General features: G+C 73.0%; 12 protein-coding genes. 5 read left to right on the top strand and 7 right to left on the bottom strand.

Translation table 11 applies throughout. The features are described from left to right. Window positions 1–75 precede the first annotated feature (75 nt). From WME89_RS13625 to WME89_RS13635, 3 genes are all read right to left on the bottom strand, one after another. Window positions 76–1,572 (bottom strand): protein kinase domain-containing protein, encoded by a 1,497-nt coding sequence (locus WME89_RS13625; RefSeq protein WP_438009611.1) that lies wholly within the window; start codon window positions 1,570–1,572, stop codon window positions 76–78. A gap of 450 nt (window positions 1,573–2,022) precedes the next feature. Continuing rightward, a complete protein-coding gene (locus WME89_RS13630; RefSeq protein ID WP_438009612.1) occupies window positions 2,023–2,934 on the bottom strand; it encodes a metal-dependent hydrolase in 912 nt (303 codons plus the stop codon). Between the two features lie 89 nt (window positions 2,935–3,023). After that, window positions 3,024–3,461, bottom strand: a complete 438-nt coding sequence (locus WME89_RS13635) for a nucleotide triphosphate diphosphatase NUDT15 (RefSeq protein WP_438009613.1) — start codon at window positions 3,459–3,461, stop codon at window positions 3,024–3,026. Between the two features lie 72 nt (window positions 3,462–3,533). Between WME89_RS13635 and WME89_RS13640 the strand changes: the two genes are divergently transcribed. Next, window positions 3,534–4,268, top strand: coding sequence for a hypothetical protein (locus WME89_RS13640; protein WP_438009614.1), 735 nt, complete (start codon window positions 3,534–3,536; stop codon window positions 4,266–4,268). Between the two features lie 322 nt (window positions 4,269–4,590). Next, a complete protein-coding gene (locus tag WME89_RS13645; protein ID WP_438011930.1) occupies window positions 4,591–5,325 on the top strand; it encodes an SDR family oxidoreductase in 735 nt (244 codons plus the stop codon). Between the two features lie 112 nt (window positions 5,326–5,437). Here WME89_RS13645 and WME89_RS13650 read toward each other — a convergent pair whose 3' ends face one another. The 4 genes from WME89_RS13650 to WME89_RS13665 all read right to left on the bottom strand — a co-directional run bounded on the left by WME89_RS13650 (window position 5,438) and on the right by WME89_RS13665 (window position 9,154). Beyond that, a complete protein-coding gene (locus WME89_RS13650; protein ID WP_438009615.1) occupies window positions 5,438–6,289 on the bottom strand; it encodes a PhzF family phenazine biosynthesis protein in 852 nt (283 codons plus the stop codon). Between the two features lie 103 nt (window positions 6,290–6,392). Further along, window positions 6,393–7,331, bottom strand: a complete 939-nt coding sequence (locus WME89_RS13655) for a tRNA1(Val) (adenine(37)-N6)-methyltransferase (protein ID WP_438009616.1) — start codon at window positions 7,329–7,331, stop codon at window positions 6,393–6,395. After that, window positions 7,309–7,992 (bottom strand): hypothetical protein, encoded by a 684-nt coding sequence (locus WME89_RS13660; RefSeq protein ID WP_438009617.1) that lies wholly within the window; start codon window positions 7,990–7,992, stop codon window positions 7,309–7,311. The genes WME89_RS13655 and WME89_RS13660 overlap by 23 nt, the downstream gene beginning before the upstream one ends. A gap of 193 nt (window positions 7,993–8,185) precedes the next feature. Next, the gene (locus WME89_RS13665) at window positions 8,186–9,154 is read right to left on the bottom strand and encodes an SIMPL domain-containing protein (protein ID WP_438009618.1); all 969 of its coding nucleotides are present in this window, start codon (window positions 9,152–9,154) and stop codon (window positions 8,186–8,188) included. 132 nt (window positions 9,155–9,286) lie between these two features. Between WME89_RS13665 and WME89_RS13670 the strand changes: the two genes are divergently transcribed. From WME89_RS13670 to WME89_RS13680, 3 genes are all read left to right on the top strand, one after another. Beyond that, on the top strand, window positions 9,287–11,455 hold the full coding sequence (locus tag WME89_RS13670; RefSeq protein ID WP_438009619.1) for a serine/threonine protein kinase: 2,169 nt from the start codon (window positions 9,287–9,289) through the stop codon (window positions 11,453–11,455). Between the two features lie 33 nt (window positions 11,456–11,488). Continuing rightward, on the top strand, window positions 11,489–12,184 hold the full coding sequence (locus WME89_RS13675) for a hypothetical protein (protein WP_438009620.1): 696 nt from the start codon (window positions 11,489–11,491) through the stop codon (window positions 12,182–12,184). A 236-nt stretch (window positions 12,185–12,420) separates the two neighbouring features. Continuing rightward, window positions 12,421–13,440 (top strand): PAS domain-containing protein, encoded by a 1,020-nt coding sequence (locus tag WME89_RS13680; RefSeq protein WP_438009621.1) that lies wholly within the window; start codon window positions 12,421–12,423, stop codon window positions 13,438–13,440. Window positions 13,441–13,446: the final 6 nt, after the last annotated feature.

A 13,446-nucleotide genomic window follows, 5' to 3' on the forward strand; every position in this document is an offset into this window, starting at 1 on the left:
CGGCGCGCTCGCGCCGGCGCACGCCGCGCTGCGCCGTTCCATCCAGCGCCGCGGTCGTGGTCGTCGTTCTAGTAATCATTGCCGGCGCTTCTGCTCATCCGCGACGCCCACGAACGCGCGCGCCAGGGTGATGAGCTGCCCGGCGTCGAACGGCTTGACGAGGAACGCCGAGGCGCCGAGCCGCGACAGGCACTGCCAGTCGGCCGCGCCGCCCGTCCCGGTCGCCACGATGATCGGAAAATCTCCCTTTGGGAGCTTCCTTACTGCCGCCGTGAGCGCGATGCCGTCGAGGCCCGGCATGTCAAGGTCGAACACGCCGAGCGACGGGGGGTTCGCCTCGATCGCGGCGAGCGCCGCCGTGCCGTCGGGGGCTGTCTCGATGTGCGCGCCCGGCAGCGCCTGCGCGAGGACGCTCACGAGGAAAGCGCGGAAATGCGGGCTGTCGTCGGCGACCATGACGCGCGTCGAGCTCGCGTACGCCGGCATGCCGCTGCGCGCGTCGAGGAGCGCCTCGCGCAGCGCCTCGGCGCTCACCGTGCGCTGGTCGGGCTCCTTGGCCAGCGCCGCGAGCACCGGCGCGTCGAAGGACGATGGGAGATCCGGGCAGAGCTCGCTCGGCGGGATCGGCGGCTGATAAGCGTGCTGCATCACCAGATCGACGGTGCTCGTGCTCTGGAAAGGCAGCCGGCCGGCGAGCAGGTAGTACGCCACCACCCCGAGCGCATAGACGTCGATCCGCGGCAGCAGCGCGGGGTCGAGCTGCCGGCCCAGCGCCACCTCGGGCGCCAGGTACGCCGGGGTGCCCGAGAACGCGAGCTCGATCCGGTCGCCGCGGGGGATCCGCTTCGCGAGGCCGAGATCGGCCACCACCACGCGGAGGGCGTGGCCGACGAGGATGTTGCTCGGCTTGACGTCGCGGTGGGCGATGCCCGAGGCGTGGATCGCCGACACGCCGAGGCAGGCCTGGTCGAGGATGCTCAGCGCCTCGTCGAGGCCGAGCCGGCCGCCCTTGCTGTGGATGTAGCTGTCGAGCGTGACGCCGGGCACGTACTGCATGACGAAGTACGGCGCGTTCACGTACTCGCCGAAGGCGTAGATCTCGACGACGTTCGGGTGATGGACCCGCGCCATCGCCCGCGCCTCCGCGAGCAGCCGGGCCTGCATCTGCGCGTTGTCGAGCTGCTCCGGGCGCAGCAGCTTGATGGCGACGTCCCGCTGGAGCTGCTCGTCACGGGCGAGCAGGATGACGCCCATCGCGCCTTCTCCAAGACGCCCGAGGATGCGATAGACGCCGCCCAGTAAAGTGCCGTCGGGTGGCACCTGAACATGGCCTGCGCCGTCGTGCATGCTCGAGCGCGTGGCGGCCAGCGCCAGGTCCTCGTCGCTGAGCGTCGAGCCGTCGGTGTGCTGCTCCACCGGCGGCTCGGCCCGCACGGGGGACCGGTCGCGCACCACCGTGTCCACGCCCTGCAGCGTATCCGCGACGTCGGGCACGAGCGGCGTCGGCGGAGGATCGCCGCCGTTCTCGCTTCCGGATCTGAAGCCAGGCGGGCCGCCCGCCGCGTCTGCCATGGAGCGCATGATACGTGCCCTGCTCATGCCTATCAATGAAGAGCGACACGTGTCGCAGCTGCGAAGCGCTGTGCACGCGACTGCCGGAGGACGTGTTGCGGGAGCGCCACGGTCTACGGGTTCTGCTGGGGGCGCGTCCGGGCGGCGTCAAGCACGATGTCGAGATTGTGTCGGGACACCGCGCTGCTCAGCGCGCCTGGTCCAGCGGGCAGCGCTGCGCTCGCCAGCATGGTCAGGCGCCTCGAGCGAGCGGCGGCTCCAGCCGCGGCAGCCTCGGCAGCAGCGGCTCGCGGGCGCAAAGCAGCCGAGGCATCTGGCGCGCGCCCGGCGCGATGACGAGCCCTGCGCTGAGGCCCGCCCCGTCGATCGCGTGCCTGTGCTCGTGGGCGCGCATGGCGTCGCTCCAGCGCGCTCCGACGCGCTCCGACGCGCTCCGACGCGCTCCGACGCTCAGGCGACGCCGATCCCGGCGAGGTACGCCCGCGCGAGATGGGTGTTGTCGTTCTGGGAAGGGTGGAAGTCGCGGCGCACATACTCGAGGATCCCGCGGAGGAATACGTCCTTCAGGACCGACCGGCGCCTGGGGAAGGGGAGGCGGTCTCCCGGCTCGGCGGGGCGGCGGCGCTCCTGGGCGAGCAGCACGAGCAGGGCGGCGAGCCAGAACATCGAGAGCGTGATCGTGGCGACCGCGAAGCCGAGGAGGCGGAGGGTGTAGCTCGGGTTGACCACCTTCAGCACGTCGAAGGCCACGGTCTTGTGCTCGATCTCCTCGGCGGCGTGCCAGAGCAGGAGCGCCCGCGCCGTCGGGTGGGCCAGGTCGAGCGTCCCGGCCTGGAGGGCGTCCTCCGCCATGATCGCGGTGTAGTGCTCGAGCGCCGCGGTGACCGCGAGCCGCAGCTCGGGAGAGCAGAGCCGCTCGATCCCGTCGTAGGCGACCCGCTCGTACGCGCGGAGGAACCTGTCGATCTCGTAGCCCTGCCCGCGCAGCAGATCGAAGAACCGCTCGTGCGCCTTCGCGTGGTGGCCCTCCTGCCCGAAGAACGCCTTCATCTGGGCGCGCAGCGACGGGTCGTCGACCCGGTCGGCGTAGCGCGCGACGCTCCGGATGAAGAAGCGCTCGCCCGCGGGGAACAGCAGGTTGACCGCGTTGACGATGTGGGTCGGCACCGCCGCCCCGCCGAGCCAGTGGCGCGTGAGCCCCTGCTCGAAAGGCACGGGCGGCTTGCGCGGTCTGATGGACGACTGCTCGGTGACCATCGTGCTCTCCTTCGTCCCGGCGTGTCCTCCGGTGTCGGCCGCGGCCATGGAGGAGACCATCCCCGCGCGCCACAGCGCCGCCCGGGGCACGAGCGCCGGGCCCATGCATACCACCTATTGAACCGAAGTCAATAGCGCCCCGGGAGGGCGGCGGCGCCGGGCCGGGCGGGCCGAAGGGGCGGGAGACAGCGGGGTCACGGGTTGTAGCGTCGGCCGCTGCGGTAGCTCGCGATGGCCAGCTCCACCGGGCGGAACAGGGGCTCGGGGAGCGCGTCGAGCGGGTACCAGGCCCAGCCGGCGATCTTGTGGGGCTCGCGCTCCTCGGGCTCGCCCTTGAACTCCTCGGCGAGGAGCTGGATGTCCACGTAGTGCTTGCCGTAGGCGAGGATGTTGCTGAGGCACAGGAAGGAGAGCTTCTCGACCACAAGGCCGCTCTCCTCGCGCACCTCGCGGATCGCGCAGTCCTCGAACGACTCGCCGAGCTCGAGGTGGCCCCCGCACCAGGAGTAGCTGCCGTCGCCGTGGCTGCCGCGCCGCCGCGCGAGCAGCACGCGGCCCTCGCGCACCAGCATGACGCCCACGCCCACCTGCGGCCGCTCCGCGGCGCTCACCCCGACGATCGCCTCTCCCACAGAACACCTCCGGCGCGCGGCACGAGCGCGCGCGAGAGCGCCCTCTAGCACAGCGAACCGATTGACTTTCGAGTGAACGCGCGTACCGTGCCAGTCCCGATGGAGCCGACCTTGCCCTGGGAGCTGAATCCCGTCCTTCACCAGAGCCGGCTCGTCCTTCTGGCGCAGACGGCGGTCGACGTCCGCAACAAGGCGTTCAGCGAGGCGAACCGCGAAGAGGGCGATACGAGCTGGGGAATCGGCTGCAAGGCGCACGAGCGGTTCGGCCACGCGCTCTGCCGGCTCTCGGAGAGCGGCAAGCACCCCTGGCTCTCGGTCTACCGCGACGGGCTTTACCTGATGCCGCACATCGAGGGGGTGGCGGTGCGCGTGTACCGCGGCCCGGCCGACAAGCCCTCGCAGCGGCACCTGGAGGCGGCCCGGTCCGAGCACAACCGCCGCTCGGAGCCGCGCCAGACCGCGTTCTCGTTCATGGGGCAAGAGGTCGAGCCGGGGGGCCCGTGGTTCTGGATGATGGCGGTCGAGACAGACGTGGAGGGGAGGGCGCTCCGCGCCGTATTCTTCCAGGCCAACGAGGCCGGCGGGACCCGGAACGCGTGGGAGGCTCCGGTCGAGCGCCTGCCCGCCGAGGCGGCGCCGGCGCCCGCGCCCGCCATCGCGCCCGAGCCCCGCGACAAGCCCGCTCGCCCCGCTCGTCCGCGCGCGGCGTCGGGCCCTGCGGCGAAGGGCGCGCTCGGGTCGCGCGAAGGACGGCCGCTCTTCCAGGCGCAGACCATGCCCCTGCCGCTCGTGTCGCAGCCGAGCTGACGGTCTGGTTCCGCCCGCCAGGAGTCCGACCCTGGCTGCCCTCCTGGCGCCGATCTCCGTGTAGAGGGCAGGTCGAAACGCCTCCCTGGCGCTGATGAGGGCGACGAACTTCAGCCTCGCCTTGCCGGCAAAGGCGAGCGCCCAGTCGCCCGACGCCTCGAGCCGCGTGGACCTGACGCTGCGCACGCCCAGGGCCGACAGCACATCGGAAAGGGGATCCAGCGTCTCTCTGGACGATCGCGACAAAATCATGGCCGGACAATCATGGAACGACCGGTCTCGCCCGACTAGCCTTGTTCGAACCCAACCGAGGAGGCATCACATGACCATCGAGGGCAAGGTCGTCGCGATCACGGGCGGCGGCAGAGGGATTGGCCGGGCCACAGCGATTCTCCTGGCCTCGCGCGGCGCGCGGGTCGTGATCGGCGCCCGGCGCGAAGCGGAGATCGCGGCGGTCGCGGGAGAGATCGAGGCGGCCGGGGGGCGTGCGATCCATCGAATCACCGACGTCACCAGGCGAGCGGACCTCCAGGCGCTGGTGGACCTCGCCTGCGACCGGTTCGGACGGCTCGACGTCCTCGTCAACAACGCGGGCATCGCCCCGATCTCGCGCTTCGACGCGCTGCACGTCGATGATTGGGACGCGATGATCGACGTGAACCTCAAGGGCGTTCTTCACGGCATTGCCGCCGCGCTGCCCGTCTTCGGTCGGCAGAAGAGCGGCCACATCGTCAATGTCGTCTCCGTCGCCGGCCTCAAGGTCGTGCCCACCATGGGCGTCTACGCCGCCACCAAGAACGCGGTCCGCACGATCACCGAGGCGCTGCGCCAGGAGTCCGGGCCGAACCTGCGCGTCACCGAGATCTCCCCCGGCATGATCGCGACGGACTTCGCGGACACGATCACCGACGAGGCAACGCGGAGCGCGATCCGGTCGACCGCCGATGGCATCGCGATCCCGGCGGACTCGATCGCCCGCGCCATCGCCTTCGCGATCGAGCAGCCGCCCGAGGTCAATGTCGGCAGCATCGTCGTGTGGCCTACGGCGCAGGGCTGAGGACGGGGCGAGGCTGCCTCTCCCGACGATGCTTCCGGGCATTTGCGCTCGGCGGGCAAGAGGTCCAGGCGCCATCGACCGGTTTTTCTGGCGGGCTCTCTGACGCGCGATACTAGCGGGCAGGTGGGCAGTCGGAAGGGGGCGAGCCCTCGCCCCGGATGTTCGGCTCGGCGCGGAGCTCGCCCTCCAGGATGGTGACGGCCTGGCCGCCCAGATCGACGCGATCGCCGCGCAAGCGCACGCGCACCACGCCGCCGCGCGCCGAGGCCTGATAGGCGAGCATCTCCGCCTTACCGAGGCGCGCCGCCCAGAACGGCGTCAGGCAGCAATGGGCGGAGCCGGTGACCGGATCCTCGTTGACGCCCGAGGCGGGGGCGAAGAAGCGCGAGACGAAGTCGAAGTCCCTGGACGAGCTCCGGCTCGTGATCGTGACGCCCCGCGCGGGCACCGTCGCGAGCAGGCCGAAGTCGGGGCTGGCGGCGCGCACCTCGTCCTCCGAGCCGACGAGGACGAGGTAGTCGGTCGCGTACCTGCCGACGTAGATCGGCTGCACGCGGAGCGCCTGCTCGAGGCCCGGGGGCGGCTCCGCCCGCTCCTGGCGCTTCGCCGGGAAATCGAGCTCTATCCACCCGTCGTCGCGGCGAGATGCGGTGAGCAGGCCGCTCTGCGTGGAGAAGCGGGCCTGCGCGTCGGGCGCGAGCAGGCCTGTCTCCCAGAGCACGTGGGCGCTCGCGAGCGTGGCGTGCCCGCAGAGCGCGACCTCCACCGTCGGCGTGAACCAGCGGAGGTCGTGGCCGCCGTCGCCGCGGCCGACCAGGAAGGCCGTCTCCGAGAGGTTCATCTCGCGCGCCACGGCCTGCATCCACGCCGCGGGGCGCGCCTCGGGCAGGATGCAGACGGCCGCCGGGTTGCCGCGGTACGGCTTGCCGGTGAAGGCATCTACCTGGGTGATCCGAAGGCTCATCGCGCACGATTACCGCGGTCGTGCTGCGCAGTCCACGCCCAAGCGGCCTGCCCAGGGTGGGTATGCTGGAGATTGACGAGATCCGTAGTGCGCGGAGCAGGCGTCAGACAGGTATTCCCATCGCCCGGCGGAGCGCGTCGAGCTCCTCCGTGAAGCGCCCGTTCCCGCCGCGCAGCACGAGCGGCGGCTCGTCGGCGCGCGGCGCCGCCTCCGCGGCGCGGCGCAGGGCGTACACCGAGAACAGCGCCGCCTTGCCCTCCTTCGGGACGACATCGCGCCACGCCTCGAGCGCGAGCCCCGCGGCCGCCGCGGCCGCCTCGACCCGCCCCCGCTGCCGCGCCCCCGCGCAGGCCACGAACGGCGCGCCGGGCGCGAGCAGCCGCGCCGCAGCGAGGCAGTAGTCCTCCACGCCGCCGCGGTGCTCGAACCGGCACGGCCCGCACTGGACCCGAGCAGACTCGATGCCCGTGCCGACCGGCAGGTACGGCGGCGTCCCCGTCACGAGGTCCGCGGGCCCGAGCCCCTCGAGCGACGCCGGATCGCGCAGGTCCCCCAACCGCACCTCGCAGCGGCCATCGATCCCGTTCCACGCGACCGAGCGCCGCGCCATCGACGCGCTCATCTCCTGCGCCTCGACGCCCGCGCAGAGCGCGTCCGGGAAGCGCCACGCCGTGAACAGGAGCACCGTGCCGATGCCGCACCCGAGGTCCACCAAGCGGCGCGGGGGCGCGTGCCCCACCTGCTCCGCCGCGAACCACGCGGTCACGAGGTCGTCGGCCGACCACCGGTGCCCGTCGAGCCGCTGGAGGATGCGGAAGTCGCCCGAGAGATAGCAGAGGTCCTCGCCGGGGCCGGGCCAGACCTCCGGGCGATCCGGCGTCACGGGCCGGGGCCCGGGGGCGACCCACCCGGGCGGCCGCCGCGCGGGCCGGACGACCCCGCCGCGCGGCGACGGTGCGGAAGACGGCTGGACGTCAGGCGGAGCGATCATCGGCCCCATGTACCACGCCGCCGCGGCGTCAGGGGCGGCTGCAGGCGTCATGGAACTCGGGCGTATCGCAGAAGAGGCACTCGGCGGCGTTGCTGCCACTGCAGTCCAGCGCGGGACACGCCGCGGGGCAGCCCGGCTCGTTGGCGTCGCAGTTGATGACCTGCCAGGTGAGCGAGCTCATGTCGTCCGTGTCGGCCGGGCAATCGCACCGGTTGAAGTCGTGCGATGCCATGAGCGTGATGGTGTGGCACTCCTTCTCTGGCGTCATGCCGTCTGTCGGGAGATTGAAATCGTAGGTGTCCCACGAGACGGTGAAGGGGCGCTGTCCGCCGGCGATGGTCCCGGCCTCGATCTCCCTCAGCGTCGTGAGCTTCCGGAACGGCTTTTCGCTCAAGCTGCGCCGTCCATAATCGATGTAGAGGGTGAACAACACGGGATCGCCGTTGTCCTCGGACAGCACCGTCACGCCGAGATCCTTGACGACCCTCGGCCCGACGATGTGGATGGGTATGTGCTGAGGCGGGAAGACCGCGGTGAGCACCGGCCCTGTCTTCGAGGGCTCGTCGTACTCCGGCGGCGAGATCACGAGGCATCCCGTGGCCGACGCGGCGAGCGCCGCCGCCGCGAGCGAGCGCGCGAGCGCGGCGGAGGAGCGGGGGCGCGCCGCGGAGGCGGCGGCGCGGCGGAGGGGCAGACAGGGCGGAGCGGTCATGGTGGCGCGGTGCGGGGGTCCGAGGGCGTGGGGAGCCGGGTCCGAGCGCGTGGGGCCCGGGCCCGACGCTGGAACTCTATCTACTCGGGCGACGCGCGGCGCATGTAGCTGCATTCAGACGGCCTCGCCGGGACCGGCGCCGCCGGGGGAGGCGCGGCCGGCGCGCTCCGCGCGTACCGCCCGCGCCGCGAGGTCACTTGCGCGGGCTCGTCGCCGGCGCGCTCTCCAGCGCGTAGACGACCTTCACCTGGGTGCCGAACTGGACCTCGCCGGGCGAGACGGGGGTGCCGCCGCCCCCGTACGCGGCGGACTGGAGGCTGGCGCGGGGCGCGTAGATGTGGCCCTGCTCGACGACCTCGCTGATCGCGACGACGCGGCCGAGCGAGACGCCCTGGAGTCGGGCGAGCGCCTCGGCGCGCGCCCGCGCGTCCGCGATCGCCTTCTCCCGCGCCTGCGCCTCGAGCGGGTCGGTCTTGTCGACGTCGAACGAGACGCCCCACACGTTGTTCGCGCCGGCGGCCGCGACGGCGTCGAGCACCGGCCCGACCTGATCGAGGTTGCGGATGACGGCCGTCACCGTGTTGCTCACCCGGTAGAAGTGCGCCGGCGGAGGCGGCTGGGGCGGCGCCAGGTCGGCGGGCGGCGGGGCCTTCGGCGCGGGCGGCTGCGCCGGCTTCGGCTGCGCCGGCTTCGGCCCGCGCGCGGCGGGCGCGGCGGGGGCGGTGGCCGCGGCGGGCGCGACCGCCGCGGCGGTCGTCGCGGCCTGCGCGGGCTGCACCGCCGCGGGCTGCGGGTAGGGGAAGGGCATCCCGGGCGGCAGATCGGACTGCCGCACGAGCTGGATGGAGTAGTTGCTGGTCTGGATGTCCTTGTCGGCGAGGCCCGCCTTCCTGAGCGCCCCGAGGATCTCGGTCATGCGCGCGGCGGCCGTCTTCGTCGCCTCGTCGACGGTGGGCGCGATCACCTCGATGCCCAGCTGGGTGCGGGCGACGTCGGGCTTCGCGCTGACCTCGCCTCGGCCGATGACCGTGATGGAGTTGACGTCCGGCGTGGCGGCCTGGGGCGGCGTCGCCTGCGCCGCGCAGGCGGCGAGCAGGGGCGCGGTCGACAGCAGGAAACCGGCGAGGCACAACCGGCGCGACAGAGAGCTCTGGATCTTCATGCCCGTGCAACGCGCGCCGCCCGCGCCGCCTTACAGGGCGCGCCGCGCGCCTTTTGCAGAGACGTCGGGCCCGGCATTGCCTCCCCGCGGCAAGTTGTTCCATGGCGCGCCGGGTGCGCTATGGTCGTTCACGTGCTCACAATACCCAGCGATGAAGAGGCCCTCGGAGGTCTGCAGGGGGCGACGATCCCCAGCGACCTGTCGCCAAGCATCGGCTACCGGATCGTGTCGCGCGCCGGGGCCGGGGCGATGTTCGTCTCGTACTACGCGGTCCGCACCGCGCCCGAGGGCGAGACCCCCGTGGTCGTCAAGATGCTGCGGCCGTCGCTCTTCAGGCAGCTGGGCCCGTCCGCGGCGGTGATCGTGAAGAAGGAGGCGGTGTCCCTCGGCCGCCTCAACGAGCAGGTCCCCCCGACGCCCTTCGTCGTCCGGCTGATCGACACCGGCACGTTCGAGGTGCGGCGCGGCACGAAGACCCTCGACCTCCCCTGGATCACGATCGAGTACGTGCACGGCGGCATCCAGGGCGTGACGCTCCGCCAGCGGGTGCAGGGGACGATCCAGGCGACGGGCTACGCGTTCGATCCGGCGCGCGCGACGCGCGCGATCGAGTGCATCTCGAGCGGCCTGTCGGCGGTGCACGACGTGGGCGTCATCCACCGGCAGCTCACGCCGGAGAGCATCCTCTGCTGCGGCTCCGGCGACGAGGAGCTGTTCAAGATCAGCGACTTCGGCATGGCGCGGCCGCGGGGCATCCGCGAGACGATCATGGCCGGCGTCGTCGGCAACACCGGGGTCGCGCCGCCGGAGATGCTGTCGGCCGATCCGAGCACCATCGGCCCCTGGACCGACATCTTCAACCTCGCGTCCGTCATCTTCTTCGTGCTCACGGGCGAGCAGTACATCGTCGCGGAGTCGCAGGCGCAGGCGCTCATGGCGGCGATGGCGCGCTCGCGCCGGAGCATCCTCGAGACGCGGTGGCTCCACCCCGCGCTGCGCGGGAACGACCAGGCGAGCAAGTCGATCGACTTCGCGCTCCGCTGGGCGTCCGCGGGCGAGGCGCAGGAGCGCCTCCAGGAGGCCGTGGCCGTGGCCGCGATGCTGTCGCCGTACCTCCGCCCCGCCTCGCCCGTCTCGGCGCTGGAGCAGCGGCTCGTGGCGGGCGCGAGCGAGCAGCGCGCGCGCGCCCCGGAGGAGATGGCGCCGATGACGATCCCGTCCACGCACCTGAAGGAGCCGGTGCAGCTCAAGGGAGAGCTCGGCCAGACGATGCTGTCGCCGCGCCAGCCGAGGGCCGCCGATCGCCCGAGCCCGGACCGCGCCATCGAGGCCGAGCTCATCAGCGCGCAGCCGCCGCGCGCCCTGCGGGAGGCCCCGTCGCGGGTGACGGTCATCGAGCGGTGGCAGTGGAGCGTGCTCCACCACCCGAGCCTCGACTCGGTGATCCGGAGCGTGGCCTGGGACGGCTACGGCCGGTGCCTCGCGGCGGCCACGAGCGGGCTGCTCTTCTGGAACGGGACCGGCTGGAGCGAGGCGTCGTCCGGCGGCCTCCCGAGCCCGCAGGGCGTGCGCTTCGTGCACCGGATCGGGCCCGGCCGCTGGCTGCTCGGCGGCGACGGCTCGACGCTCGCGGTGTACACGACGGGCGGCGTCACCGGCGTCTTCCAGCTGCCGGGCGAGCCGCAGAGCCACGTCGCGCTGAGCGGCGACCTCGAGGACATGGGCATCCTCGTCTCGGCGACGCCGAACGATCCGCGGCCGCTGCTGCACGCGTTCATCGCCAAGCGCTGGCTGCGGCCGCTGCCGGCCGAGGGCGTCGCGCTCCTCGCCGCCGTCGCGCGCGTCGAGGACGAGCGGTGGATGCTGGTCGGCCGGTCGACGACGGGCGAGGGGCTCGTCGCGCTCTACGCCCCGCTCGACTGGCACCTGGAGCGCATCCCCGCGCCGCCGGCCCGGGCGTTCGTCGCCTGCGCCGGGCGGCCCGACCTCGGCGTGGGCGTCGCTGTCGGCGCGGAGGGGAGCGTCGTCTGGCGGTACGGGCAGAGCGTCTTCACGGAGAACATCGAGCCGCGGCGCGCCCTGTCGGCGGTGACGGTCGACGCGGAGGGCCGCGCCTGGGCGGGCAGCGCGGGGCGCATCTGGGTGCGGCGCGGCGGCATCCCGCCCATGGCCGGGACGTGGGAGGCCGTCTGGGAGAACGACGCCTGGGTCGGCCCCGTCGTATCGCTGTTCGTCGACTCGGAGGTCGTCGTCGCCATCACGGCGGACGGGGGTATCATCGAGGGGCGCGTCACGGGCTAACGGGCTCGGCCGTCCGCCGCTCCGCGCCCTCCGATGGCACGACACCCGCTCAACCCCGAAGCCGGCTCGACCCCGTTCCCCGACGACCCGCGCGAGATCGACGCGGCGCTGCGCGCCGGTGAGCTCTCCCTGGAGCTGACGCCCTACTACGGGTTTCGCTACGGCGAGCGGGGGCGGCGCTTCACCCGGAGCGACAGCGCGTTCCTCGTGACGCTCGCCACCCATCCGCGCCCCGTCGTCGAGCGCCAGATCCGCTGGCTCGCCGGCCTGCTCGCGAACCGCGGCATGCCCAGCCTGCTGCTGGAGCAGCACCTCCGGGTGCTCCACCGCGCGCTGTGCCGCGCGGTCCCGAGGCGCGCCGCGTCCTATGGCCGCCTGCTGGAGGCCGCCGAGCTGCTGCGCGACACCCGGCGCGCGCTCTTGCCAGACGAGGCCTGCCGCGCGCTCGCCCTGTCGTTCGTGCGCGAGGCGGGCTTGCCGCCGACCCGGCTCGCCCTCGGCGTCGGGTGGCTGCTGGCCGGGGCCGTGGCGGACGAGCGCTCCGGGAGCGGCAGCGCCGTGAGCAGCGTGGCGTCGTGGTTCGCCGACCCCGAGCTCTTCCCGCCGCGCTTCATCGCCGCGGTGCACGGCACCCTCGCGGGGGCGCAGGCCGCCGCGCGCCCGGCGCCGCCCCTCCGCGGCGAGCCCGCCACCTCGGGCGGCCGCCGCTCCGGAAGCGCAAGTCGCTGAAATTGTTCATAAAAGAAACCGTCCAGAAACACGCGAAGGGATAGCTTTCCCCTCGGCTCGGCAAGGAGTCACCGCAGCTCGACGGGGCGTCTGGCCAGCGCGCGGGCGTCGCGCGGAGCGCGGCCACGCCCGGCGAGGCGCGGCCGTCCCGGCGTCGGCGCCGCGCCGCCCGGGCGCTCCCGGACAGCGCTCTGCACAGGCGCCTCGCATCAACCCCCCGGGCGAACAGGCAACGTATGTGGTCAGCCGAAACGACGTACGACAGGACGCGACCGGACAACGATGACGAGGGTCCGCTCTCCGAGGAGGTCGTCACGCTCCGCAGGCGCGTCGTGGAGCTGGAGCAGCAGCTGCCCGAGACCCACCGCTCCGGCGCGGCGCAGGCCGCGGCGTGCGCCGCCGCCGGGCAGGAGCTCGTCGACGTCCTCTCGCTGAGGCCGGCGGAGCAGGCGGCGTTGCTCGATGCCCTGCCGGCGATGATCTTCTTCAAGGATCGAGAGCACCGGTATCTGCTGGTCAACAAGGCCTACGCCGACCACCACCGCGTCCCTGCCGAGAAGATCGTCGGGCGGCGCGACGAGGAGATCTTCGTCGCGGAGACGGCGCGGACCTACCACGAGAGCGACGAGGCCGTGATGGCCAGCGGAGAGCCCAGCCGGAACGTGGAGCTCCACTGGAGGCTCGAGGACGGGTCCGAGGGCTGGACGGTGGAGAACGACGTCCCCTACCGCGACGCGAGCGGCCGCGTCGTCGGCATGGTGGGCGTCGGGATCGACGTGACCGCCCAGAAGCAGGCCGAGCAGGCGCTGCGGCGCGCCGAGGCCGAGCTGCTCGCCACGCGCGAGCGGCTCCTCGACACGATCTCGGCCCTGTCGACGCCGGTCTTGCCGATCGACGACGGCATCCTCGTCGTCCCCCTCGTGGGGCACATCGACCCGGCGCGGAGCGCCCAGATCATGGGCGCGCTCCTCCAGGGCATCGAGCGCCACCGCGCCGACTTCGTCATCCTCGATCTCACGGGCGTCCCGCTCATCGACGGCGCCGTCACGGCGCACCTCCTGCGCGCGGCCCACGCCGTGCGCCTGCTCGGCGCGCAGTGCATCCTCGTCGGCATCTCGCCGGCGATCGCAGGGGCGCTCGTGCAACTCGGCGCCGACCTCCAGCGGGTCATCCTGCTCAAGGACCTCCGGGCCGGCGTGCGCCACGCGCTCGCCAGGCGCAGCCGCGGCGGCGCCGCCGCGCGCGCGACGACCTGAGGCCGG

Source organism: Sorangium sp. So ce321 (genome assembly GCF_051530195.1).
In the GTDB taxonomy this organism is placed as follows: Bacteria; Myxococcota_A; Polyangia; order Polyangiales; family Polyangiaceae; genus Sorangium.